Consider the following 25,357-nt stretch of genomic DNA (forward strand, 5'->3'; position numbering starts at 1 on the left):
ATTATTTTGATTCAATGGTCTTATATAACAAAAAGCAGACCGATCTAAAGACCGGACTGCTTTATATGTCATCATTCAAACGTCACATGTTAAATTTCTTTGCAATGCTCATCGAATGCAGCTTGAAGCTTTGACACGACTTCCATTGGTTCGTGCCCTTCAATTTCATGACGTTCGACCATTTTAATGATCTTTCCATCTTTTAATAATGCAAAGGATGGTGAAGATGGCGGGAAGCCTTCAAAATATTCACGGGCTCTTGCGGTTGCCTCTTTGTCTTGTCCAGCAAACACTGTCAGCAATTGATCTGGTCGCTTATCGTAATGAACAGAATAGCCTGCAGCTGGTCTTGCAATACCGCCAGCACATCCGCATACTGAATTCACCATCACAAGTGCCGTGCCTTCTTTAGACAGGGCTTCATCCACTTCTTCAGCTGATGTAAGCTCATTATAGCCAGCCTGTTTGATCTCTTCTCTCGCTTGTTTCACAATATCATTCATAAATAAATTAAAATCAATATTCATTGTCCGTCCACTCCTTTAGCATGCCAAAACCATTTTAACAACATCATATCAAGGAAAACGCCTGCGGGCAAATGTGTTGTCTTCTCATTCCCCACTTTTTCTGAACATCGTTTATACGCCGCGAAATTGGGGAAAAGTGATGATAAAGAGATGAAAGGGAGAACTGCGTGATGGCACAATTCAAAAAAGCGATGCTCATTTATAATGGAAATGCTGGACAAAAAAACATGGAAAAAGTTCTCGGACAAACAGTACCTCTTCTTTCTCTACATATTGATGAACTCATTCTTAAACCAACAAAGCAGGCAAATGATGCTTATGAATTCTGTCGTACAATTGATGAGACGATAGAATTGCTTATCATATTAGGTGGAGATGGAACTGTGCATGAATGTATGAATGGCATCGGTGGTTTAGAAAAAAGGCCAGCTGTAGCGATTTTACCAGGCGGGACATGCAATGACTTTTCTAGAACGCTTGGTATTCCGCAACAAATGCAGAAAGCCGCTCAAATGATTGTAAACGGCGTAGAAAAAAAGGTCGACTTAATCAAGGCAGGAGATCGATACTTGTTAAACTTTTGGGGCATCGGGCTGATTGCAGACACATCCAACAATATTAATGACAAGGAAAAAGCTGTACTCGGCAAAATTAGCTACTTCACAAGTGCCCTGCGCACCTTACAGCAAACAGATCCTTTTCACGTACGAATTGAAACAGAGGAGGAAAGCTGGGAAGAGGACGCTGTCATCGTTCTTGTCATGAATGGACATTTCATCGGGACAAATAAAATTGATTTGCCGAGTGCAGCGATTGATGATGGTAAAGCAGAAATCTTAATTTGCAGAAATACGAGCTTCTCTGCTCTAAAAGAAATCTTTTCTATGAACCGGGAAGAGCTGGAGGATTTCACCGGCGATCTGTCTCTCATTCAAGCATCCAATATTCAGATTCACACAAAAGAGGAAATGGATGCTGATACAGATGGCGAAGTGTACATGACAGCCCCTGCTTTTTTAGAAGTGTTAAAACAACATTTGACCTTTATTGTTCCAGCAGAATAAAGAAAACGCCCGAGATCATTCTTTTTCGGGCGTTTTTTTGATATAGCGTCTGTATAAATATTCAAGTGCATAGCCAAGCAGCGTCCCGGCAAGAAGAGAAATTCCTAAGAGGCTATTCGCTGCTCCTTTAAATCCACCGACAATCAGCAAGCAATACAAAACTTGAATAATTGAAACGATTGATATGATCAGTAGTAATCTTTCAGGATGATTGCGTGATTTAGAAATATATCGAAGAAAAGCAAACGCAATTGCCGTGATAAACATGAGTCCAATCGTTAAAAACGCAAAAAAGTCTAGTCCAGACATACCATCGCTCCTTTCTCATCATGTGGAAATCCCCCTCTCCTTAGCGGGAGGGGGACATTCTTGTTTTAGTAAACAGATGTTTGCTCATCAATGCCTTCAAGGATTTGTTTAATCCGTTGAAGGAATCTGCCGCATACAAGACCATCAAGAACTCTGTGATCTAATGAGAGACAAAGGTTGACCATGTCTCTTGCTGCAATCATACCATTTACAATCACCGGACGCTTCACGATCGATTCTACTTGTAAAATCGCCGCTTGCGGATAATTGATGATTCCCATAGATTGTACAGAACCAAATGATCCCGTGTTGTTTACAGTAAAGGTGCCGCCTTCCATGTCACTTTGCTTCAGCGTACCTTGTCTCACCTTGGAAGCAAGCTCATGAATTTCCTTGGCGATGCCTTTAATCGTTTTTTCATCTGCATCCTTAATCACTGGAACAAAAAGAGCGTCATCAGTCGCAACAGCAATCGAGACATTGATCGCTTTCTTTTGCACAATTTTATCTCCAGCCCACATGCTGTTCATTTCTGGGAATTCCTTTAAGCCCTGAGCCACTGCTTTGACAAAGAACGCAAAGAACGTCAAATTAAAGCCTTCTTTTGCTTTAAATTGGTCCTTGAGCTGATTTCTTCTAGTCACAAGGTTTGTCACATCAACTTCCATCATCGTCCATGCATGCGGAATTTCATGTTTGCTTCTCAGCATATTTGCCGCAATCGCCTGTCTGATTGGCGTGACTGGCACTTCAACATCACCAGGCATTGTAGAGATGGAAGGCGCCGCTTTTGGTTTTGATGGCTGCACAGGCTCTGGCTTGACCGCCTGTTCATTGCCAGGTGCTGTCTTCTCTTGCATGCCGCCGTTTTCAATGAGCTGAAGTAAATCTTTTCTTGTGATTCGTCCGCCTGCTCCCGTTCCTTGCACTGCCGCTAAATCAATGCTGTGCTCATCTGCTAACCGAAGGACTGCTGGAGAGTAGCGTTTCTTTTGACTTTGATTCTCTCTTGTTTGATCTGCTTCAGGTGCTTCACTTTGCTCAGGTGCCGCTTCTTCTTTCGCACTCTGCTGTGAGCTACCTTCTACTTCAATTTCACAGAACACTTCTCCTACTTGCAGTGTATCGCCTTCTTCAGCCGATAGCTTTGTAATCGTTCCTGTAAAAGATGACGGGACTTCTGCGTTCACTTTATCCGTCATAACTTCCGCAATAGGATCGTATTTATTCACATGATCGCCAGGTGAAACGAGCCATTTGCTGATGGTTCCTTCTGTTACACTTTCACCTAACTGAGGCATTTTCATTTGTTCAATTGCCACTTGAAACCCTCCTCTTTCTTAAAACGCCGCTAGCTCTCTCATTTCAGCTTCAACCTTATCTGGGTTGACCATGAAGAATTTTTCCATCGTCGGTGCATAAGGCATTGCCGGGATTTCTGGTCCGGCTAGACGTTTGATTGGTGCGTCTAAATCAAATAAGCAATGCTCTGATATGATCGCCGCTACCTCACTCATGATGCTGCCCTCTTTTGTATCTTCCGTTAAAAGAAGCACTTTGCCTGTTTTTGATGCCGCTTCAATAATGGCTTCCTGATCAAGCGGGTACACTGTTCTCAAATCGAGAATATGCGCAGAAATGCCGTCTTTTGCAAGGCGGTCTGCTGCTTGCAATGCAAAATGGACGCAGAGGCCATATGTAATGACCGTGATATCATCACCTTCACGTTTCACATCTGCTTTTCCAATAGGGAGTGTGTAATCCTCTTCAGGTACTTCTCCTTTAATGAGACGGTAGGCACGTTTGTGTTCAAAGAACAATACAGGATCTGGATCACGCACCGCAGCTTTTAAAAGACCTTTTACATCATAAGGCGTAGAAGGCATGACAATCTTCAAACCAGGCTGGTTGGCAAAAATCGCTTCAACTGATTGTGAATGATAAAGCGCCCCGTGAACTCCGCCCCCATAAGGTGCGCGGATGACCATTGGACAGCTCCAATCGTTATTTGAGCGGTATCTAATTTTCGCAGCCTCTGAAATGATTTGGTTAATAGCAGGCATGATAAAATCCGCAAATTGCATCTCAGCAATTGGGCGCATTCCATACATCGCTGCTCCAATCCCTACACCAGCAATAGCTGATTCTGCAAGAGGTGTATCCATGACGCGCGCTTCTCCGAATTGCTCATAGAGACCCGCTGTCGCTTTAAATACGCCGCCCTTTTTCCCGACATCCTCTCCGAGCACAAACACTTTCGGATCTCGCTCCATTTCTTCTTTCATCGCCAGTGTAATGGCGTCTATATATGACATAACAGGCATTTTTCTTCCCCCTTACTCCGCATACACGTAACGAAGTGCGCTTTCAGCATCAGCATAAGCAGCGTTTTCCGCTTCATCAGTAGCTTCGTTTACGATTTGCATGATTTCTTTTGTCATCTCTTCTTTCATTTCTGAAGTCATGACGTTTCCTTCGGTTAAATACGTTTCATATTGGATGAGCGGATCTTTCTTTCTCGCTTCGAGCACTTCTTCTTTTTCTCGATAGCTTGAATCATCGTCATCACTTGAATGCGCAGTTAAACGGTAAGAGATCGTTTCAATCAACGTTGGTCCTTCGCCTCTTGCTGCACGGTCTCTCGCTTCTTTGACAGCGGCATATACTTCAAGCGGATCATTGCCATCAACGGTTACACCAGGCATTCCGTACCCAATCGCACGATCTGAAATGCGTTCACATGCTACTTGTTTGTCATACGGCACGGAAATCGCGTACTTATTGTTTTCACACATGAAAATAACAGGCAGCTTATGCACAGCAGCAAAGTTAGCGCCTTCGTGGAAATCACCTTGGTTTGAAGAGCCCTCACCGAACGTGACAAAGCTGACAAAGTTTTTCTGATCTAGTCGTCCAGCAAGTGCAATCCCCACTGCATGAGGAACCTGCGTTGTAACAGGTGAAGATCCTGTCACAATTCGATTTGATTTCTGTCCAAAATGCCCTGGCATCTGTCTTCCGCCTGAGTTTGGATCGTCTTGTTTTGCGAAACCTGACATCATTAAATCTTTTGCTGTCATTCCAAATGCGAGGACAACCCCCATATCACGGTAGTAAGGTAAGACGTAATCCTCTTCTCTATTGAGAGCGAAAGCAGCACCGACTTGCTGCGCTTCCTGCCCTTGACAAGAAATGACGAATGGAATTTTACCTGAACGGTTTAAAAGCCACATCCGTTCATCAATTTTTCTTGCTAGAAGCATTGTTCTATATATTTCAATTGCTTGTTCATCAGATAATCCTAATTCATGATGACGCATGTTACTCATCTTATTTCCCTCCTTGATTAAAAATGGATCGCTTTCCCGTCAACAGCAAGGGCAGCCTCGCCAATCGCCTCTGATAAGGTTGGGTGCGGGTGAATTGTTTGCCCGACTTCCCACGGCGTTGCATCAAGTACTTTGGCTAATCCAGCTTCAGATATCATATCTGTGACATGAGGACCAATCATATGAATCCCTAAAATATCATCTGTCTTTTGATCAGCAATGATTTTGACGAATCCATCTGACTCCCCGTACACAAGTGCTTTCCCGATCGCCATAAATGGGAATTTCCCCATTTTGACCTCGAAGCCTTGCTCTTTTGCCGCCTGTTCAGTGAGTCCAACACTCGCGGTTTCCGGGTGAGAGTATACACATTTAGAAACGAGCGTTTCATCGAGCGGCTTTGGATCTTGACCAGCCATATGCTCCACAGCAATCATGCCTTCGTGTGAAGCCACATGTGCCAGCTGAAGCCCACCAATGACATCTCCTATTGCATAAATATGCGATTCTTTCGTTTGATAATGTTCATTCACGACAATGCCTTGTTTTTCTGTTTGGATCTCCGTGTTTTCAAGACCAATGCCTTCAATATTTGGTACTCTGCCGACTGATAGAAGAAGTTTTTCCGCTTCAAACGTCTGAATGTCTCCATCCTTTTCTGCTTGAATCGTCACGAGATTCTCCAGCTTTTTAACGGTATCTGGCAGTACTTTCGCATTTGTCACAAAGGTGATGCCTTTTTTAGATAAAAGCTTTTCCATTTCTTTAGAAATGTCATGATCCTCTGTTGGCAATATGCGGTCTGCAAATTCAATCACAGTCACTTTCACACCGAAATCATTGAGCATGGAAGCCCACTCGATTCCGATCACCCCGCCGCCGACAATGAGCATCGACTGCGGAAGCTCTGGCAGTTCAAGTGCATCATCTGATGTAAGAATATGCGTCCCATCTGCTTCAAGTCCAGGCAGCACACGCGGTCTTGAACCTGTCGCAATGATGACCTGCTTTGGAATAAGCATTTCATTTTCATCTCCATTTGCCATTTCTACGGAGATGGTTCCTGGCATTGGCGAAAAGATAGATGGGCCAAGAATACGGCCGATCCCTTCATAAACATCAATTTTCCCTTGTTTCATTAAATGTTTGACGCCGCCTGCTAGTTTCTCTACAATCTCTGCTTTTCTTTTCTGTACATTGGCAAACTGCAAGGCGATGCCATTTGCCTCAACGCCAAAATCAGCAGCACGTTGGACGGTTTGATAGACTTCAGCACTTCTAAGCAGCGCTTTAGACGGAATGCATCCTTTATGCAGACATGTTCCGCCAAGCTTTTCTTTTTCTACAACTGCTGTTTTCAATCCAAGCTGTGAGGCACGAATGGCCGCTACATAGCCGCCTGTGCCCCCACCAAGAATGACGAGGTCATATTCAGTTGCCATGACTAGTCACTCCTTTCTTCATCCGTTGATCATTTGGGTATTCTTTCGGAGATTCTTCTTCTTTTAAAATACGAAGTGCACCTTCTGCTAAGGATTGCAGTTCATTTTCGCCTGGATACACGACAACATCTGAAATCCAGTCAATGTGACCTCTAATACTTGATGTAATTTGTTTGCTGTACGCAAGTCCGCCTGTTAACACAATAACGTCAACTGCGCCTTTTAAGACAGCACTAGCCGCACCGATTTCCTTGGCAATTTGATAGCACATCGCTTCATAAATCAGCGCCGCCCGTTCATCGCCTGCTTCAATCATGCGCTCAACTTTCACAGCATCTGTCGTACCAAGGTAGCCCGCAAGACCACCTTCACCAATAATGCGTTTCAGCATTTCCTCTTGGCTGTACTGACCAGAAAAGCAAAGATTGACGAGGTCACCTGTTGGCAGGGTCCCCGCTCGCTCTGGGCTAAAAGGTCCTTCGCCATGCAGTCCGTTATTGACATCAATGACTTTACCTTTTTCATGGACACCAATGGTGATGCCGCCGCCCATATGTGTAATAATCATATTCAAATCTTCATAGCGCTTCCCAAAGGATGCAGCTGTTTTTCTTGCGACTGCTTTTTGATTTAATGCATGGAAGATGCTTTTTCTTTCAATCGTTGGCAGCCCTGAAATACGAGCAATTGGTTTTAGCTCATCCACTACAACTGGATCGACAATAAAAGCTGGGATGTTCAAACCAAGTGCAATTTCTCGTGCAATGATACCGCCCAGATTTGATGCATGCTGGCCAGCATATCCTTCTTTCAAGTCTTGCACCATTTGCTCATTGACTTCATATGTGCCACCTTCAATCGGACGAAGAAGACCGCCGCGCGCACAAACTGCATCAAACTTTGAGATGTTCATTCCTTGTTCATGCAGCGTCTTCAGGATTGTTTCTTGACGAAATGAAAACTGATCAATGATATGAGTGAATTGCTTTAATTCCTCATCTGTATGTCTGAGTGTCGTTTCAAAAATAGATCGTTCATTGTGAAACACACCAATTTTTGTTGAAGTAGAGCCAGGATTAATTGTGAGAATACGCCATTCTTTTGTCAGCAAAAACAAAACCTCCGTTTCAACTCATTCTTCAAATTAGCGACGACTTAAAATATGTTGGCCATTTTGCAGGAATTGACTTCTTGATTTGCGCATTCTTTCAATTCGCTCCTCCGCCAATCGGTCTGCCGCTTTATAAGTTGGAATGGCATCACGGTTTGAAATTTCAATCACGCGTTCAATATTTTGGTAAATACCTTCTACCTTTTTCATCGCACGATCTGCATTATAGCCATAAAGCTCATCAGCAACGTTAATCACACCGCCTGCATTGATCACATAATCAGGTGCATACACAATACCCATTTCATGAATCAGATCGCCGTGATGCGTTTCTCTCAGCTGGTTATTCGCTGCACCTGCGATGACCTTTGCTTTCAGCTTAGGAATCGTTACATCATTAATCGTTGCACCAAGTGCACAAGGGGCATAAATATCACATGCTTGATCATAAATATCGTCAGGGTCTACAGCTTTTGCGCCAAAGTCTTCTACAGCTCGTTTTACAGAGTCTTTGTTGATATCTGTGACAATTAGCTGTGCGCCTTCTTCGTGCAGATGTTTACACAAATTGTAGGCGACATTCCCAACACCTTGGACTGCAATCGTTTTTCCTTCTAGTGAGTCGGTTCCAAATGCAGCTTTGGCAGCAGCTTTCATCCCTTTATATACACCGTAAGCCGTAACAGGAGACGGGTTTCCGGATGAACCAAATGCAGGAGAAATACCTGTCACAAAGTCTGTTTCTTCATGAATCAGATCCATGTCTTCTACCGTTGTACCGACATCCTCCGCTGTGATATAGCGGCCATTTAATCCTTGTATGTAGCGTCCAAACGCACGGAACATTTCTTCATTTTTATCTTTTCTCGGGTCACCGATGATGACTGTTTTCCCGCCGCCAAGATTCAGGCCTGCTGCTGCGTTTTTATAAGTCATGCCTCTTGCTAGACGAAGTGCATCTTCGATTGCTGCTTCTTCGTTTTCATACGTCCACATTCTTGTCCCGCCTAGTGCTGGGCCAAGTGTTGTATCATGAATGGCAATAATCGCTTTTAAGCCAGATTGTTCATCCTGACAAAATACAAGCTGCTCATAATCGTATCGTTCCATATATTTAAAAAGTTCCATTGTTTATTCCTCCTATAACTTTCGCTTAATTTGATGTACAGATGGCAAGTGCAATTGAATAAAGCTTACTTTCGGCTGTATCCGACCGGCTTGTTAAAGCAATCGGTGCCTTCGCTCCTGCCACCACAGCTCCCACCTTTGCATGTGCAAAGTAGATGAGAGATTTATAAAGAATGTTCCCTGCTTCAATCGTTGGCACAAGCAAAATATCTGCATGACCGGCGACATCACTCGTAATATTTTTATGAGAAGCTGCTGTTTGAGAAATGGCATTGTCTAATGCCAGAGGCCCGTCAATGAGGCAGCCAGAAATTTGACCTCGCTTATTCATTTGCGCCAGGCTTGCCGCTGTCAAAGTGGAATCCATTGCCGGGTTCACGACCTCTACCGCAGATAACACGGCCACCTTTGGCATGTCATTTCCAACAGCTTGCGCTACTTGAACAGCATTGATCGTAATCTCTTTGAACATGTTTAAATCGGGCGCGATGTTCATCCCAGAATCTGTGACATAAATAAACCGATCAAAGCCCGGCACTTCGAATGCCGCGACATGTGATAGTACACTCGCCGTCCGCAGCCCGTACTCTTTATTCAGCACCGCTTTTAATAGAACGGCTGTCGTGACATGCCCCTTCATCAATATATCTGCATGCTTCTCACTCACTGCCTGCACGGCAATTTTGGCTGATTCTTCAGGAGAATCCGAATGAATAATATCTATCCAGTCTTCATTGATCTCATGCTGTTTCACCAGCTCCTTCAGGTTGCGCTTGTTCCCAACCAGCAGGAAGCGAGCGACCTTTCGTTCAATTGCCATCTTGATGGCATGAAGCACTTCTTCGTCTTCTGCATGAGCCACAGCAGCAGTTTTATTCTGCAACTGGGCGGCTTTCATAATCAGATCGTCAAGCTTCATATATGCCCACCTTTCCTTATGCTCGGGTTCATGGTTTTTATATGCAAGTTCTATGCCAGCTTGAAACGCAGCGAAATAAGGCATTTCGCATGAAATACATGCAGCTTTTTGCAGGTAACGTGCATTTTATTGCATGCTATCTTTTGCAAGTTGATATTTATCCATTTTATAGTAAAGATTCCGAATGCTAATCCCTAACGTTTTCGCTGTTTTCGTGCGGTTGAATTGATGCTTTTCAAGGGTTTGTTTAATGAGCTGCGCTTCAAACGCTTCAACAGCATCCGAAAGGGTCTCTCCCTCAAATTGACTGACAGCCAGTTCCTGCTGCTCTTTTTCTTCCTGCTCTTCTGATTCCATGAAGGAAATATGATCTTCATCGATCCATTCTTCTTGCGGATTCAAAAAGATCATGGCTCGTCCAAGGACATTTTCCAGTTCTCTTACGTTCCCAGGCCAGCTGTAGGATCGAAGTCTATCGAGCGCCCCTTCCGTTAAGCCGCTCACATTTCGACCATAGTCTAAATTGATTTTCTGAATAAGGCGTTTACTTAAGGAGTCAATATCTTCAAGTCGCTGCCTTAGTGGCGGAATCGAAATCGGATATCTGTTCATCCGATAATATAAGTCCTCTCTGAACTTCCCTTCTGCCATCGCTTTTTCAATATTGACATTTGTTGCGGTAATCACACGCACATCAACTGGTATCGCTTTTGTTCCGCCTACTCTAACAATTTCTTTCTCCTGCATCACGCGTAATAATTTCGCTTGTGTACTTGGCGTCATTTCACCAATTTCATCTAAAAAGATGCTGCCGTGATTCGCTTCTTCAAACAGCCCTTTCTTCCCGCCGCGCCTCGCACCAGAAAATGCGCCTTCCTCATAGCCAAAAAGCTCTGACTCTAAAAGAGTTTCTGATAAGGCAGCACAGTTGACTCTTACAAAGCGATTATATTTCCGGTCACTTTCATTGTGTATAGCGTGTGCAAATAGCTCTTTCCCAGTACCTGATTCTCCCCTAAGTAAAATGGTGGCTGGGGTTTTAGCCCCTAGCTTTGCCTGCTCAAGCGCCACAAGCATTTGCTCACTTTCTCCAATAATGTCTTCAAAAGTGTACTTTGCTTCAAGTGTCCGTATGAGCTGTCTTGCTTTATTTAATTCATTCGTGAGTGATTGAATTTCTGATACGTCATGAATGACGCCGACGCTGCCTTTTAAAATACCATCAACGATCACTGGCGCTACGTTGACGATCACATCCTTCTTATTAGGTCCGACTTTCATTCTGACGCCTCGAACCGGCCTTCTTGTTTCAAGCACCTTCAAATGCATGCTTTCCCCTTCAGAAATATCCGCACCTGCTGGTTTGCCCACAACCTCTTTGTCTGTTAACCCCGTCATTTTCGTGTAAGCTCGGTTGATTAAAATTCCTTTCCCTTGCTCATCTACGACGGATATCGCTTCATCTGATGATTGAATGATGGCCTCAAGCATTGTGCGCACTTCTTTCAGGTTTGTGACTTCTTCCGCAAGCTCCACTGCATCTGTAATATCTTTAAAAATGGATAGAGCGCCTAGCATTCTTCCTGCGTCATCAATAATCGGTAAACGCGTTGTGACAATTTGTATTTGCTGATTCAGAAATTGTTTTTGATGAAATTCTGGCTCCCTCGACCTTAAAATATCGGGGAGTTTTGTATTTGGGATCACTTCACGTATGTGCCGGCCAATCGCATCTTTTTGCGAACGTCCAACCATTTTGGCAGCCGATCGATTAAACAGAACGACTTCTTCATCCATATTAATAAAAATCATGCCATCGTTCGTTGCATTAAAAATGCGGTCATGTTTATAGGTTTGTTCCTTTAATATTTGTATAAGCTGATGCTTTTCTGACATTAATTCTGATATGACGTATGCCATCGAACTTGGAACAATGACAGACTGCTCTGCTTTTTCTTCCATCAGTTCTTTCAGCACAGCTGAACTGCCCGTTGTTTCAATGATGATATCAATGTCATCTTTTATGTATTCTTTCCAATCCGTTGTCGTATCAATTCCATTCTTTTTCGCTTCTACCATCCCCGGTGCCTCAAGATCAAGGTCGGCGATTGCAACGATTTGAATCATATTTGTTTTCAGCAATGTTTCAAGCAAAGCTGATCCACCCTGTCCTGCACCGACAATCAAGACTCTCTGCATCCCGTTACCCCTTTATATGAAAAAATTTGCACACCATATTTTTCCGTTGCAAAAAATTGCACAACTCTTATATTACCACGTTTTCCTTTCTTGACAAAATATTTTTTGAATTAGACAATGGAAGTAAATGACGTTTAAGGGGACATTTGATGGGGAGAATACTTGCATTAGTGATTATTTTAATACCTGGGGCGCTTGCTGCACTTGGAATTAAGCTTTTGCGTGACACTGTTTTCGGTATCATCATTGCACCATTTCCATTTTTATGGCTGCAAGGAATTGCAGGGTTGTTTTTTTTAGGGGGAGGTCTTTACGTAGTCGCTGGCTTTATTTTATACAGAGACCGCAAACGAAATAAAGTGACCACCCGCTTTAAACAGAGATAAACATGAAAAAAGACCCGCTGTTGATCGCAGGTCTTTATTTCATTTCTTCTCTTATTTTGACGGCTCTATCAGGGAAATCAGTGAAAATTCCGTCGACACCTAAGGAAAACATGCTTTTCATTTGCTTTTCACTGTTTACTGTAAATGGTCTGATCACTTGCTGGGCGGCATGGAGAGCCGATACGACTTCTTTTGTTACCCCTGCGCCCTTTATATTCGGGTGATAACCTCTTGCAGGTACTGTTTTTATGTACATCTCTGGCTGATGAATGACATCCATTGTGAGAACAGCAAGCTCAACGTGCGGCATCAGCTTGTGAAAAAGAGCTAAACTGCCGTGATGAAACGATGAGACAAGTACACGATCTTCTATTTGAAAGTGTTCAATTTGCTCCTTTACCTTCTCTTCAATACCAGGATATCGATAAATAGAGTTTTTCAGTTCAATATTGATGATGAGTGATGATTGCTGCGTCACGAGCTCCAATACTTCCTCCAAAAGAGGAATGGATACAGCACCGGTTTCTTCATAAAAAGAATGACTCGCATCTCCTGCTTTTAACTCTTCATATGTATAGTCTTTCACTAAGCCTTTCATATTCGTTGTTCTGTTCAGCTTCTCATCGTGAATGACAGCAAGCCTGCCATCTTTCGTCAGCTGAACATCCAGCTCAATTCCGTCAGCTCCAGAATGGAGTGCATGCTCAAAGGCTATCATGGTATTTTCAGGGTAGATTCCTTTAAAACCTCTGTGTGCAAAAATTTTCGTCATAGGTCACCTCTAAGTATGATGCTTCCTTTCATTATGACGTGTCTCTTTTTGTTTTTCCAGTTTAAGCACATAAAAAAACCTCTTCTGATTCGTACGAAGAGGTTCTGTATAAATTCGATCACGTAATCGCTCTGATGGCTTGCTCTGTCGTCTCTGCGTCAAGAGCAAAAAGGGAAGAAACAACTGCGACTGCTGTAACGACGGTTAAACCTAACAACAACTTTTTCATAAGATAACCTCCACTTTCTTTTGAAGTATTTGTGCATCGAATTTCTTTTCAAGAAAACGAATGGCGTTTTGATAGTCATTTCGTTCCTTGAAGTATTTCGATATTTGTTCAGACAAATCCTCAAGCTCCACATATAATCTATTTTTTTCTATGTAGTCTAATTTTTCAGAGAATACGTCTGCTGCTCCACTATTTTCGCACATTAAATCTAAAATTTCAAATTTTACTATATATTCATTATTTTGGATATCACAGCTATACTGAATGCCCTCTTTAATATATTCTTTCGCCACTTGATCTCCTAGATGAACCAGGGCATTTGCGAGAACGTATAAAGATTGGATGTAATAATGGCTATTGTCACGGTGCATTTGAATGCCCATCCCTTTTTTGGCATATTGTGCGCTTTTTTCGTAATCATGCTTCGCATAATAAAGAACGGCTAAATTATGATAGCATTTCCCAATCAGCACTTCATTGTTAATGCGTTTACTTTTCTCAAGTGCTTCTTGGTATTTTTCCTCCGCTTCGTCAAATTGGATCAAATCGATACAATTACTTGCATGTAAAATCAAGCTGTCAATCGCCTGCGCTGTATATTCTTCATGCGCTTTGAACGTATCGATGGCTTTTTTAATATGATTAATGGATATGAAATTTTGTTTCAGTTCGTAATAGATTGAAGCAACCTTATGGTGAAAAGTCCCTACTTCAAGGTCCTCATTCACACGCTTTAGACGCTGTTCTGCAATTTTGTAAAAGCTGATGGCTTCATCATACTTTTTCACATATGCAGCATATTGGCCTTTGTAAAAGTAAAAATAAAAATTAATAATGTCATCTGCTTTCTCATCAAGCGTTCCGACACTCTTCATAATGTGATTGGCTTTTTCAATATTTCCAAGTAACATTTCATGTCGGCCATTCACAAGCTGATAATACAGGAGAACTTCGCGGTCTTCATCTGTATTTTTTAGCAAATTCTGAATTTTCTCTTTATAGATAGCAGATTTTTCTAGGTCATTTTGAGAAATGACCCTCGTCCACTTGCTAATTTCGTTCGCTACCTCAGCAGAGTGGATTTTCAGCTTTCCCATAACCTCACCCTCTTCTTTTCATTATTATAGCATAGTAAAAGAATGTGAAAATTATTAAATTCGACAATGGGAATATTCAGTTCAAATGGCACAATCTCTAAGAAGCCAGTGACTTTAAAACGCCAACCAATCAGGTCAATAGAAATAGAACTTTCGATCTCATTTGCTTTATTTACCAAATTCATCAGACCTTTTCCTCTCATCCTTTTTCTTAAGAATGAGCGTTTCCTTCTTCTATTTTGAAGACCAAACAATTGATTGGCGTAGCTGATTACCACTAATTTATGTCATACCCATTTCTTTCATGCTTTATTGTTCATTTTATTCTGAAAATAAATCAAGCTGAGTTGTTTAAAGGAGACAATAAGATGATTGTATCAATACAACCAATTTTTGACAATATTTTTCAAAATAAAAAAACGTCTCTTTGAAGAAACGTTTTTTTATGAAAATGAACTAGCTTGCTCTATGCTCTAAGCGCAGACGATCAGCCACCATTGCGATAAATTCAGAATTGGTTGGTTTTGCTTTAGACATGCTGACTGTATAACCAAAGAGTGAGGAAATGGAATCAATGTTTCCTCTGCTCCAAGCCACTTCAATCGCATGACGAATCGCTCGTTCTACTCTGCTCGCGGTCGTGTTAAATTTCTTCGCGATGTCTGGATACAACACTTTTGTGATGCTTCCGAGAAGCTCGATGTCATTGTACACCATCGAAATGGCTTCTCTTAAGTATAAGTAACCTTTAATATGAGCCGGGACGCCAATCTCATGAATAATCGTTGTAATGCTCGCATCTAAGTTTCTGCGTTTCGGTTCAGGTTTGTTTCGAAGGACACTGTTTTGGATAGATGAAGATCGATGGGTGACTTGTGTGCCGTTTCCACTGACTTGACGAATATGACCGACTAGGTTTTCCATATCAAATGGCTTTAAGATGAAATAAGATGCGCCTAGATCAACTGCTTTTTTCGTGACATCTTCTTGTCCAAACGCCGTTAGCATAATCACACTTGGCTGTTTGGTCATGTCATTGTTTTCACGGAGGCGTTCCAGTACAGCAAGACCGTCTAAATGAGGCATGATAATATCTAAGAGGAGAACGTCGGGCTCTTTATCTTTAAATAATGTTAGACATTCCTGACCATTATACGCCACGCCAAGTACTTCCATATCTTCCTGTCCCTCAATATACTCTGTCAAAAGGCCAACAAGCTCTCGATTGTCATCAGCTACACACACTTTAATTTTCTCCACGTTCTTTCCTCCCCAATGTCGATTCCTTTAGTCTTTTGCATTTCTCTTCTGAGTGTTCAATTCGACAAAAGCATGCTATCCCCTTTAAAAAACTTTAATTTTCCGAATAATAGAGCATTATCTAGCTTTTTCTACGTTTTTCTTAACGAATCGACGATTATTGCAATTTGACAACATACCATTTTCCATTTTGTCGAAAAATCTCTTTTTCCTTATTTTATAACATGATGGCAGAGAAAGAAAGGGAAGAAAAAAACTGCCGGAAGATTCGCGGCAGTTTGATGATCAGCTTGCTTTTTTGTTTTTTTGATAAAGATCGATGCCTGCTTCTGACAACATCCATTCAATGTGTACGCCGTAGCCACTTGTCGGGTCATTGACGAAAACGTGTGTGACTGCCCCGATGACTTTTCCGTTTTGGATGATAGGGCTTCCGCTCATACCTTGGACGATACCACCCGTTTTACTTAAAAGACGCTCATCTGTTACCTTCAATACCATCCCTTTTGTTGCCGGGAATTTCTGCGGAGTCGTGCTGACGATTTTAATATTAAACTTCTCCACTTTATCATGATCCACAACGGTTAAAATTTCTGCTGGACCTTCTTTTACTTCATTTGATAAAGCGACTGGAAGCGGTTTGTCTGATACATGATTTTCAAGCTTTTCGGTTAACGTACCAAAGATACCAAATGGGCTGTTGCGGGATATATCCCCTATCGTTTTTCGTTCGGAAGAGAATCTTGCCAATTTTTCTCCAGGATTGCCTCCTGTGCCTTTTTCAATCGATGTTACGGTTGATCTGACAATTTCACCATTGTCGACAACAATTGGTTTTTTTGTATCCATGTCAGAAATGACATGCCCTAGGGCACCATATTTTTTAGAAGATGGTTCAAAGAAGGTCATCGTGCCGATCCCTGCTGCGGAATCTCGAATGTAAAGACCAATTCGATAGGTGCCTTCACTTGCATCTTTTGCGGGTGTTAATGTTGTTTGAAAGGTTTTATGGTCTCTTTTTATGAGTAAACGAAGCGTTTCACCTGTTTTCCCTGCTTTTTGGATAAATGGGGTGAGGTCATTCATTTTCTCCATCTTTTGACCATTGATTTCAATGATCATATCCCCTGATTGAATGCCTGCGGCTTCGCCTGGTGATTTTTTGCCGTCTGCTGTTGTGATTTGATGAAAACCTACAACGAGAACTCCTACAGAGTGGAGCTTGACGCCAATGGATTGTCCTCCAGGAACGACTTTTAATTCAGGGAGAACGTCGACTTTTGTTTTCTTAATAGGAAATCCTTTAAAATCATAAACAATTTCGGCTTTTCCCGCCTTTTGTCCTGTTACTTCAAGCTGATTCTTTTTCTCTGAAAGACTAAAGGCTTGTGAAGAAGCATTGGCTGACGCTTCTATTGATGTGTCAATTGAGTGCTTCTGTTTTTCAAATACAGCAACATTTGTTGGAATGCTGATGTATTCCTTCACTATGCTCATAAACCCTGTACTTATTAAAGAAACAAGGAGAATTACACCAATGGCTTTTCTCATCTTTTCGGGCATTCATTTTTCACTCTCCTCGCTCCTTACCCACACCAGAACACTCATGTTTTGGCTACATCTTTACTTTTGCCTTCTTCGCTTTGATTTATAACCGGCAGCTATAGAAAATGATTGGATAAATTGATAAAAGAAAAAGACGATTTCGTGGGTATATACAGCGATTTTGACACAATATAAAAAAGGCAGCTGGTTTTTCAGCTACCCTGTTGTTTTGACATCATTTGCTTGATGCAGCAATTCTTTTGCGTGCTGTTTTGTCAGTTCAGTGACTTCCACACCCGCAATCATCCTGCCAATTTCACTCACTTTTTCTTCATGACTTAATGGTTTGACGCTTGTCAGTGTTCTGCCTGCTTTAGAGCGTTTAGAAATGAAGAGGTGCGTGTCAGCCATTGCTGCTACTTGCGGGAGGTGCGTAATGCAGAGCACTTGTGAGCCAGCCGCCACTTTGTAAATTTTTTCGGCAATCGCCTGTGCAACTCTGCCGCTTACGCCCGTATCGACCTCATCGAAAATAATGGAAGTGACTTCTTGTTTGGCCGAGAAGATACTTTTCACGGCGAGCATAACACGTGAAATTTCTCCACCCGAGGCAACTTTTGATAAAGATTTCATCGGTTCGCCAGGATTAGTAGAAATCACAAATTGAGCTTGGTCGATTCCGTTTTTTCCAAGCTGGACGGGCTTTCCATCTAGCAGCGGATTATCCGTGCTGCTAAAAGGCGCATACCGAATGGAAAAGGATGTATCAAACGTTGATTTTTCCATATACAAATCCTTTAGTTCTGTTTGAATTTGCTTCGCTAGCTTTTTGGCCCATTTTTTACGAAGCTCCGAAACGTTAAGTGCTTCAAGCAGGGCGTCACGGCTCATTGCATCCAGTTTGTTTTTAAGCGTCTGCAGGTGACTGTCTCGATTTTGAATTTGATCGATTTCTTCTTCAATCTTCGCCGCATACTCCAAAATTTCCTCAACCGTTGTCCCGTACTTTCGTTTTAACTGCTTCATTTCATTCAGCCTAGACTCAATAAAATCAAGACGTGCTGGGTCGAACTCTAATTGATCCAGCATGCTTCGCATTTGGAACGTCGAATCCTCTAATAAATAGTAAGAGTTCGACACTTGTTCTGATAGCTTTTTCAGATCGTCGTTGATCTCAGAAACCTGCTCGAGCTCGCTTGATGACATGCCAACCCAATCAAGTCCCCCCTGCTCATTGCGCAAGGCGTTATAGGCGTTTTGGAGTGAGGAAAAGATTTTTTCGTAGTTGCTGATCTGATGGCGCTCTTCTTGAAGCTTCTCATCTTCTCCCGGCTCTAATTGTGCCGCTTCAATCTCTTCTAGCTGAAATTGCAGTAAATCTAACCGGTGCACCATTTCCTGCTCATTCTCAGAGAGCTGTTTTAGCTTTTGGGCTGTCTTTGTATATTGCTCATATGCTTCTTGATATTGTGACAGAGCAGGTGCAATTTCTTCTGCTCCAAATTGATCGAGTAAATGCAGATGATTTTCATCCTCCATCAATAACTGGTTATCGTGCTGTCCATGTATATCGAGCAAAAGGCGTCCTACTTCGCGTAAAAGTGAGATTGTAACGAGCTTGCCATTGATGCGGCATATGCTTTTCCCGTTATTGTTCATATCACGGCGAAGAATCATCATTTCATCCGTTGCGTCAATTCCATGCTCTTCGCATAAAGCAAATACAGGGTGGTCAGCTGCTGGCACAAGAAAAAGCCCCTCCAGCTCAGCCTTTTTCTCACCATAACGAACAAATTCAGACGACCCTCTACCTCCCACAAGAAGTGAGACAGCATCAATCATGATGGATTTCCCTGCACCTGTTTCCCCTGTTAGGACTGTGAGTCCTTTTTCAAATGAAACTGTTAACTCTTCAATGATTGCAAAGTTTTTAATGGTTAGTTCTGCTAACACTCATTTGACACCTCTTTTTGTAAACCTGATTCTTTATAGAAGCTCTAAAATTTTGCTTGAAACTGTTTCCGTATCATCTGGAGTGCGGCAAATGATCAAAATGGTGTCATCTCCGCAAATGGTTCCCATGATTTCTTCCCAATCTAAATTATCCATTAAAGCCCCAATCGCCTGTGCATTACCCGGCATGGTTTTGAGGACGATTAAATGACTGGCAGCATCCATTTTAATAAATGCATCCATTAAGGATCGCTTTAGTTTAGACAGCGGATTAAACCGCTGATCCGCTGGAAGGCTGTATTTATATGTTCCATTGTTCGTTGGCACTTTCACTAAATGCAATTCTTTAATATCTCTTGAAACGGTCGCTTGTGTAATGTTATATCCATCGGATTTTAAAATATCGACTAGTTCATCTTGTGTTTCAATCTCTTGGCTCGCGATGATTTCTCTAATCTTAATATGCCTTTGACCTTTATTCATTTTTGACCCCCCTAGGCGTTTGATCTCAGTTTGTCTTTACGTTCTATGTTATATGAACCACAGTTCAAAAAACAAGCGTTACGTGAGAAACGGTCAACTCTCATCTTTTGACCATGTAAAAAGGAATAATAGCGAGCTATTATTCCTTTTGTTTCAATCTCATGTGTCAGCCGGCTCAGGACTGTTTTTCTTTTCTTTCAATACAGAATGGGCTTCCTTGACGATCTTTTCAAGCTCTGAAACCTGAAGCGCCGCATTCTCTTCTTGATCGGGATGAAGCACTAAATGGAGAAGGAACTCAATATTCCCGTCTCCGCCAGTAATAGGCGAAAATGATACATCCTTCACATCATAGCCTTCTTGTGCAGCAAATTCATTCACCTCTTCGAGTACACCAAGGTGGACCGATGGATCTCGCACGATGCCTTTTTTCCCAACAAGCTCTCTGCCTGCTTCAAATTGAGGCTTGACGAGTGCAATACAGTCTCCGCCCGGGACAAGAATGTGCTTTAAAGCCGGAAGGATGAGTTTAAGTGAAATAAAAGAGACATCAATTGACGCTACTTCTGGCAATCCTTCAGTAAAATCTGCTGGGACGGAATGACGGAAATTGGTGCGCTCCATGACGATTACCCTGTCATCCTGCCTTAATTTCCACGCAAGCTGATTGTAGCCAACATCAACAGCATATGATTTGACTGCTCCATTTTGAAGCGCACAATCTGTAAATCCACCTGTTGATGAACCAATATCAATTAGCAATTTCCCTTCAACGGTTAAGTCGAATTCTTTTAGCGCTTTTTCCAGCTTTAATCCGCCGCGGCTCACATATTTCAGAGGGTTCCCTTTCACAGTGAGCGGTGTATCACGAGCGATTTTCTCTCCTGGTTTATCCAAACGGTTTTCATTTGAGTAAACGATCCCTGCCATAATGGCACGCTTTGCTTTCTCTCTCGTTTCCATTAGTCCTTGTTCGACTAATAAAACGTCAAGTCGTTCTTTCTTTGATGTCATGATCCAATTCCTTTTCTTGGTGCTGCGGGAAGCAGGTCACGTAAAGTGTCAGCAACCTGTGCTTTCGTCAAACCAATTTCTTCAAGCAGGGCATCAACACTTCCATGCTCAATAAATTCATCTGGAATGCCCATACGTTCTACTTTTATATGAGATGCTTTCTTATCGTGTATATATTCTAAGACGCTGCTGCCAAATCCGCCTTGGAGCACAGCTTCTTCAATCGTTAAAATTGGAATACCTTCAGAAAAAATGTCATTTAACATCGCTTCATCAAGAGGCTTAATAAAACGAGCATTGACAACACGAACCGATTTCCCTTCTTTTTGAAGTTCTTCTGCAGCTTGGAGCGCCATTTTAATTGTCGTACCAAATGTTAAAATCACAGCATCCTTCCCTGGACGAAGAACCTCCCAGGACCCAATCGGAATGGTTTTCAGCTGTTCATCCATTTTGACACCTAGCCCATTACCGCGCGGGAAGCGCATAGCAATAGGACCGTCATCATACTGAATGGCTGTATTGACCATGTGCTGTCCTTCATTTTCATCTTTTGGCATCATGAGCACCATATTCGGCATATGACGCATAAAGGCAATATCAAACACACCTTGATGGGTTTCTCCATCTGCACCGACAAGTCCCGCACGGTCAATGCCAATAAATACATTAAGGTTCTGACGGCAAATATCGTGTAGTACTTGGTCATAGGCTCTTTGCAGGAACGTTGAATAAATCGCTAAAAATGGCTTCATGTCCTGCGTCGCAAGCCCAGCTGCCATTGTGGCTGCATGCTGCTCGGCAATTCCTACATCAAACATCCGCTCTGGAAATTCCTTCGCAAAGCCTTCAAGCTTTGAACCAACAGGCATCGCAGGCGTGATCGCAACAATCCGCTCATCTTCCCGCGCCAGCTTTCTGACCGTTTCACTAACGAGACCACTCCAAGAAGGAGCTGCTGCTGCCGGTTTTACAAAATCACCTGTATCAATTTTGTATGGACCTGTACCGTGCCAAGTCCCGATTTTATCGGATTCTGCCGGCTGATAGCCTTTTCCTTTTTTCGTGATGACATGCAGAAGAACCGGACCTTTTGTTTTCTTTGCATATTCAAGATTTTCAAAAAGATCTTCATACGAATGTCCATCGACAGGACCTAAGTAGGTAAATCCCATTTCCTCAAAGAACATGCCAGATACAAGTAGATATTTGAGGCTGTCTTTGATACGCTCTGCTGTGGCAGCAAGCTTTCCACCTACAGCTGGAATGCGCTTGAATAAATATTCAAGTTCGTCTTTTACCCATTGGTATTTGCCAGCTGTACGTAATCTGCCAAGCATTGTGTGAATCGCACCGACGTTTGGTGCAATACTCATTTCATTGTCATTTAAGATCACAATCATATCTTTCTTTTCATCACCGATATGATTCAAAGCTTCTAGCGCCATACCTCCGGTTAGTGCACCGTCTCCGATAATCGGCAGGATATATTCATCTGTCCCTTTGATATCACGCGCTGCCGCCATACCCATCGCGCCAGATAACGAGGTTGAACTGTGACCCGTCTCCCACACATCATGCTCGCTTTCATTTCGTTTAGGAAAACCGCAAAGCCCTTTATATTGACGAAGTGTATCAAACTCCGCACCTCTTCCCGTTAACAGCTTATGAACGTACGACTGATGTCCAACATCCCAGAGGAATTTGTCTTTTGGGCTGTCAAATACTTTATGGAGCGCAACAGTCAGTTCAACGACTCCTAGGTTCGGACCGATATGCCCACCAGAGTTAGCTAAGGACTCAATTAAAAACATGCGAATGTCAGCGCTAAGCTCCTCTAATTCTGCATTTGACATTCCTTTTAGAAACGTTGGATTTTTTATTGATAAAAGATCCAATTAGGATCAACTCGCTTTCAACAAAATTTCTATATACATCTATAATGCCTCATTCCTTTGAAAACCAATAGGGAATAAGAGTTGTCTCATCATAATAAACTGTTTACAGTTTACCACAATTGCTCGAGGACCCTCAAATCTAGGCTGTTTTTAATGATCTCTTGAGGCAATTAGATCACATAAATCATGCAACAATTGCTGCTCTAATTGAAGATTTGAGACAATTTCTTTTGCACGTGTGATGTGCTCATGCAGCTTTTCTTTTGCTCCTGAAAGCGTTAATAAAGAAGGATATGTCGACTTTTCATTTGCTGTATCAGAGCCGACCCGTTTTCCGATTTTTTCTTCGCTTCCTTCGAGATCTAAAATATCATCACGGATTTGAAACGCAATGCCAATATGATAGCTGAATTCCCTTAGCTTTTCGATATCGTCATCTGATGCTCCTGCCAGCATTGCACCTGCTGCGACGCTGAACGTAAGGAGTTTTCCTGTTTTACGGGCGTGAATGGATTCTAGTTCAGCAAGCGATACTTGCTTTTGCTCTGCTTCCATGTCGTCAAATTGACCGCCAACCATTCCTAGAGCACCTGCTGACTTTACAAGCTCATCCACAATTCTGAGCTTTTTGTCAGCAGAGACGCTGCTAGACAGCTGAGATGTAATCAGGCGGAAGCTTTCTGTTAAAAGGGCATCACCTGCGAGAACCGCTGTTGCTTCTCCGTACACTTTATGATTTGTCGGTTTTCCTCTGCGAAGGTCATCGTCGTCCATGCAAGGAAGGTCGTCATGTATCAATGAATACGTATGAATCATCTCAACCGCACAGCCGACAGGTATACCGTCTTCTTCGTTTTTACCGTAGGCATTTAGAAGAGCAAGAACGAGAACAGGTCGAAGCCTTTTCCCGCCCGCTTTAAGAGAATAGAGCATAGAAGATTTCAGGTCTTCAGGAATCGTCAATTCCTGAACATATGTAAATAAATAATCTTCAATGGTCTGTTTTCGTGTTGTTAAAAATTCATTTAAATTACTTGTCACCAGCATCGGCCTCCTTCACTGAGAAGGGAGCTAGCTCACCGTCCTCTTTTAAAATGAAATCCATTTGCTTTTCAACATGCTGTAATTTTTCATGACAAAGCTTCGAAAGTGTCATCCCTTCTTGGAAATAATGAATGGCCTGCTCAAGTGGTACATCTCCTTCTTCGAGCTTTCCCACAATCTCCTCAAGACCTTTCATCGCCTCTTCAAATGTCATTTGTTCTTCTTTTTGTTTATTGGATTCTGTCATGTTGATTGCCCCTCCTTCTCAATAACCTCACAAATCAGACGTCCATCCTTCATCGTGATGGTCAGCTGATCCTGCGTCTCTACTTGGTTCACACTTTTTATTAGTTCATCTTCTTTATAGGCTAAGCTATAGCCTCTTTCCATCACTTGAAGTGGATTTAATGCATTTAGTTTACCAAGAACCGATTGGAACTGCGAATGAATTGTTTTCATTTGCACATTCATACTGCGAATGAGCTGTTCTGTTTCATTGGCGTGGCGTTTTTTCGCTTGAAGCAGCTGCTCTTTAGGGTGAAGCGGCTTCAGCCTGTATGTCTGGCGGTCTAGCTGACTGCGTTTTAGCTCAATTTGCCTCGATAGCTGTTTTTGAAAACGGTCAAATACCAAATCGAATTGCTGCTCTTTTTGCTCCTGTAATCGTTTTGGAAAACGGAAGGCATAAGAGGATTGCAGCGCCACAAGACGATCCTTCGCTTGTGAGGTTCGATTCTTTACCGCTCTTGTTAGCCGTATATCGATTGATTTGATTCGTTCAATTAAATCGGTCGTGCTTGGAACAGCAAGTTCGGCTGCTCCTGTTGGTGTGGGTGCTCTCATATCTGCAGTGAAATCACTGATCGTAAAGTCTGTTTCGTGTCCAACTGCAGATATGATTGGAATGTCTGATGCGAAGATGGCTCTTGCGACAGCTTCTTCATTAAAAGCCCAAAGCTCTTCAATCGAACCGCCTCCTCTTCCGACAATCAAGACATCACAGAGCTGTTTTTCATTCGCTTCCTTAATCCGCTCTACGATGGAACGGGTCGCATGCTCACCTTGAACGAGCGCCGGAAGCACAATGATTTTCGCCTGCTGATAGCGCCGATTAATGGTCGTAATGACATCTCGAACAGCCGCTCCTGTTGGAGACGTAATGACACCAACAACCTCTGGATATTCAGGGATTGGCTTTTTATAGCGCGCATCAAATAAGCCTTCACTTGCTAGCTTTTTCTTCAGCTCTTCATAAGCGAGATGAAGAGCACCAACACCATCAGGCTGCATTTCTTTTGCATATAATTGATAGTTGCCGCTTGGTTCATAGACTTGAATTCCGCCGCGTACAAACACCTTCATTCCACTCTTAGGTGAAAAAGGCAGCTTCGCCGCAGAGCGCTGAAACATGACAGCTTGCATGCGTGCGTTTTCGTCTTTTAAGGTGAAGTACACATGTCCTCTTGAATGAATCTTGACATTGGATAGCTCACCTTTGATCCAAATATCTTCTAAATGCGGATCAACATCAAATTTTCTTTTTATGTATTTTGTAAGGGCTGTGACCGTCACAAAGGCTTTTTCACTCATGACGTATTCCTCCTCTTCAAAAACGCACATTCATCCACCAGCAGCATGCAGGTGGATG

General features: G+C 42.5%; 23 protein-coding genes. 2 read left to right on the top strand and 21 right to left on the bottom strand.

Annotated elements, in window-relative coordinates; translation table 11 throughout:
• Window positions 1-89 precede the first annotated feature (89 nt).
• A complete protein-coding gene (locus tag MHB83_RS15850; RefSeq protein WP_003215907.1) occupies window positions 90-527 on the bottom strand; it encodes a BrxA/BrxB family bacilliredoxin in 438 nt (145 codons plus the stop codon).
• A 170-nt stretch (window positions 528-697) separates the two neighbouring features.
• On the opposite strand from MHB83_RS15850, the gene MHB83_RS15855 reads away from it, so the two are divergent.
• Window positions 698-1,591: a YegS/Rv2252/BmrU family lipid kinase gene (locus MHB83_RS15855; RefSeq protein ID WP_342496468.1), complete on the top strand. Its 894-nt coding sequence runs from the start codon at window positions 698-700 to the stop codon at window positions 1,589-1,591.
• Window positions 1,592-1,606: 15 nt separating this feature from the next.
• Here MHB83_RS15855 and MHB83_RS15860 read toward each other — a convergent pair whose 3' ends face one another.
• From MHB83_RS15860 to MHB83_RS15900, 9 genes are all read right to left on the bottom strand, one after another.
• Complete coding sequence (locus MHB83_RS15860) at window positions 1,607-1,900, bottom strand: YesK-like family protein (protein WP_050943788.1); 294 nt, start codon at window positions 1,898-1,900, stop codon at window positions 1,607-1,609.
• Window positions 1,901-1,965: 65 nt separating this feature from the next.
• On the bottom strand, window positions 1,966-3,222 hold the full coding sequence (locus MHB83_RS15865) for a dihydrolipoamide acetyltransferase family protein (protein ID WP_342496469.1): 1,257 nt from the start codon (window positions 3,220-3,222) through the stop codon (window positions 1,966-1,968).
• Window positions 3,223-3,240: 18 nt separating this feature from the next.
• Window positions 3,241-4,224, bottom strand: a complete 984-nt coding sequence (locus MHB83_RS15870) for an alpha-ketoacid dehydrogenase subunit beta (RefSeq protein WP_003215848.1) — start codon at window positions 4,222-4,224, stop codon at window positions 3,241-3,243.
• Window positions 4,225-4,236: 12 nt separating this feature from the next.
• A complete protein-coding gene (locus MHB83_RS15875; RefSeq protein ID WP_137054995.1) occupies window positions 4,237-5,229 on the bottom strand; it encodes a thiamine pyrophosphate-dependent dehydrogenase E1 component subunit alpha in 993 nt (330 codons plus the stop codon).
• 17 nt (window positions 5,230-5,246) lie between these two features.
• Window positions 5,247-6,671, bottom strand: a complete 1,425-nt coding sequence (gene lpdA / locus MHB83_RS15880) for a dihydrolipoyl dehydrogenase (protein WP_137054994.1) — start codon at window positions 6,669-6,671, stop codon at window positions 5,247-5,249.
• Window positions 6,661-7,788: a butyrate kinase gene (gene buk / locus MHB83_RS15885; protein ID WP_253622444.1), complete on the bottom strand. Its 1,128-nt coding sequence runs from the start codon at window positions 7,786-7,788 to the stop codon at window positions 6,661-6,663. The genes lpdA and buk overlap by 11 nt, the downstream gene beginning before the upstream one ends.
• A 27-nt stretch (window positions 7,789-7,815) precedes the next feature.
• Window positions 7,816-8,910: a branched-chain amino acid dehydrogenase gene (gene bcd / locus MHB83_RS15890; RefSeq protein WP_003215658.1), complete on the bottom strand. Its 1,095-nt coding sequence runs from the start codon at window positions 8,908-8,910 to the stop codon at window positions 7,816-7,818.
• Window positions 8,911-8,935: 25 nt separating this feature from the next.
• Window positions 8,936-9,829 carry a phosphate butyryltransferase gene (gene yqiS, locus MHB83_RS15895; protein WP_003215681.1) on the bottom strand — a complete coding sequence of 298 codons (894 nt, stop codon included), beginning with the start codon at window positions 9,827-9,829 and terminating at the stop codon, window positions 8,936-8,938.
• A gap of 126 nt (window positions 9,830-9,955) precedes the next feature.
• Window positions 9,956-12,028, bottom strand: coding sequence for a sigma-54-dependent Fis family transcriptional regulator (locus MHB83_RS15900; RefSeq protein WP_050943782.1), 2,073 nt, complete (start codon window positions 12,026-12,028; stop codon window positions 9,956-9,958).
• A gap of 149 nt (window positions 12,029-12,177) precedes the next feature.
• Here MHB83_RS15900 and MHB83_RS15905 point away from each other — a divergent pair, with 149 nt between their 5' ends.
• Window positions 12,178-12,414 carry a DUF2627 domain-containing protein gene (locus MHB83_RS15905; RefSeq protein ID WP_050943781.1) on the top strand — a complete coding sequence of 79 codons (237 nt, stop codon included), beginning with the start codon at window positions 12,178-12,180 and terminating at the stop codon, window positions 12,412-12,414.
• A gap of 34 nt (window positions 12,415-12,448) precedes the next feature.
• Here the strand turns inward: MHB83_RS15905 and MHB83_RS15910 are convergent, their stop codons facing one another.
• The 11 genes from MHB83_RS15910 to xseA all read right to left on the bottom strand — a co-directional run bounded on the left by MHB83_RS15910 (window position 12,449) and on the right by xseA (window position 25,299).
• On the bottom strand, window positions 12,449-13,186 hold the full coding sequence (locus MHB83_RS15910; RefSeq protein WP_137054993.1) for a glycerophosphodiester phosphodiesterase: 738 nt from the start codon (window positions 13,184-13,186) through the stop codon (window positions 12,449-12,451).
• A gap of 225 nt (window positions 13,187-13,411) precedes the next feature.
• Window positions 13,412-14,512, bottom strand: a complete 1,101-nt coding sequence (locus MHB83_RS15915; protein WP_003215741.1) for a Rap family tetratricopeptide repeat protein — start codon at window positions 14,510-14,512, stop codon at window positions 13,412-13,414.
• Between the two features lie 456 nt (window positions 14,513-14,968).
• The gene (gene spo0A, locus MHB83_RS15920; RefSeq protein WP_003215740.1) at window positions 14,969-15,772 is read right to left on the bottom strand and encodes a sporulation transcription factor Spo0A; all 804 of its coding nucleotides are present in this window, start codon (window positions 15,770-15,772) and stop codon (window positions 14,969-14,971) included.
• A 285-nt stretch (window positions 15,773-16,057) separates the two neighbouring features.
• Window positions 16,058-17,335, bottom strand: coding sequence for a SpoIVB peptidase (gene spoIVB, locus MHB83_RS15925; RefSeq protein ID WP_106033130.1), 1,278 nt, complete (start codon window positions 17,333-17,335; stop codon window positions 16,058-16,060).
• A 198-nt stretch (window positions 17,336-17,533) separates the two neighbouring features.
• Window positions 17,534-19,270 carry a DNA repair protein RecN gene (gene recN, locus MHB83_RS15930; RefSeq protein ID WP_137054990.1) on the bottom strand — a complete coding sequence of 579 codons (1,737 nt, stop codon included), beginning with the start codon at window positions 19,268-19,270 and terminating at the stop codon, window positions 17,534-17,536.
• 33 nt (window positions 19,271-19,303) lie between these two features.
• Complete coding sequence (gene argR / locus MHB83_RS15935; RefSeq protein ID WP_003215836.1) at window positions 19,304-19,753, bottom strand: transcriptional regulator ArgR; 450 nt, start codon at window positions 19,751-19,753, stop codon at window positions 19,304-19,306.
• A 159-nt stretch (window positions 19,754-19,912) separates the two neighbouring features.
• Window positions 19,913-20,767, bottom strand: a complete 855-nt coding sequence (locus MHB83_RS15940; protein ID WP_050943777.1) for a TlyA family RNA methyltransferase — start codon at window positions 20,765-20,767, stop codon at window positions 19,913-19,915.
• Complete coding sequence (gene dxs / locus MHB83_RS15945; protein ID WP_106029158.1) at window positions 20,764-22,665, bottom strand: 1-deoxy-D-xylulose-5-phosphate synthase; 1,902 nt, start codon at window positions 22,663-22,665, stop codon at window positions 20,764-20,766. Before dxs ends, MHB83_RS15940 begins: the two co-directional genes overlap by 4 nt.
• Before the next feature lie 150 nt (window positions 22,666-22,815).
• Window positions 22,816-23,706, bottom strand: a complete 891-nt coding sequence (locus MHB83_RS15950) for a polyprenyl synthetase family protein (protein ID WP_003215768.1) — start codon at window positions 23,704-23,706, stop codon at window positions 22,816-22,818.
• The gene (locus MHB83_RS15955; protein WP_003215880.1) at window positions 23,696-23,956 is read right to left on the bottom strand and encodes an exodeoxyribonuclease VII small subunit; all 261 of its coding nucleotides are present in this window, start codon (window positions 23,954-23,956) and stop codon (window positions 23,696-23,698) included. Before MHB83_RS15955 ends, MHB83_RS15950 begins: the two co-directional genes overlap by 11 nt.
• Window positions 23,953-25,299, bottom strand: coding sequence for an exodeoxyribonuclease VII large subunit (gene xseA, locus MHB83_RS15960; RefSeq protein WP_003215822.1), 1,347 nt, complete (start codon window positions 25,297-25,299; stop codon window positions 23,953-23,955). The genes MHB83_RS15955 and xseA overlap by 4 nt, the downstream gene beginning before the upstream one ends.
• Window positions 25,300-25,357: the final 58 nt, after the last annotated feature.

Source organism: Bacillus sp. FSL K6-3149 (assembly GCF_038630515.1).
GTDB lineage: Bacteria > Bacillota > Bacilli > Bacillales > Bacillaceae > Bacillus > Bacillus pumilus.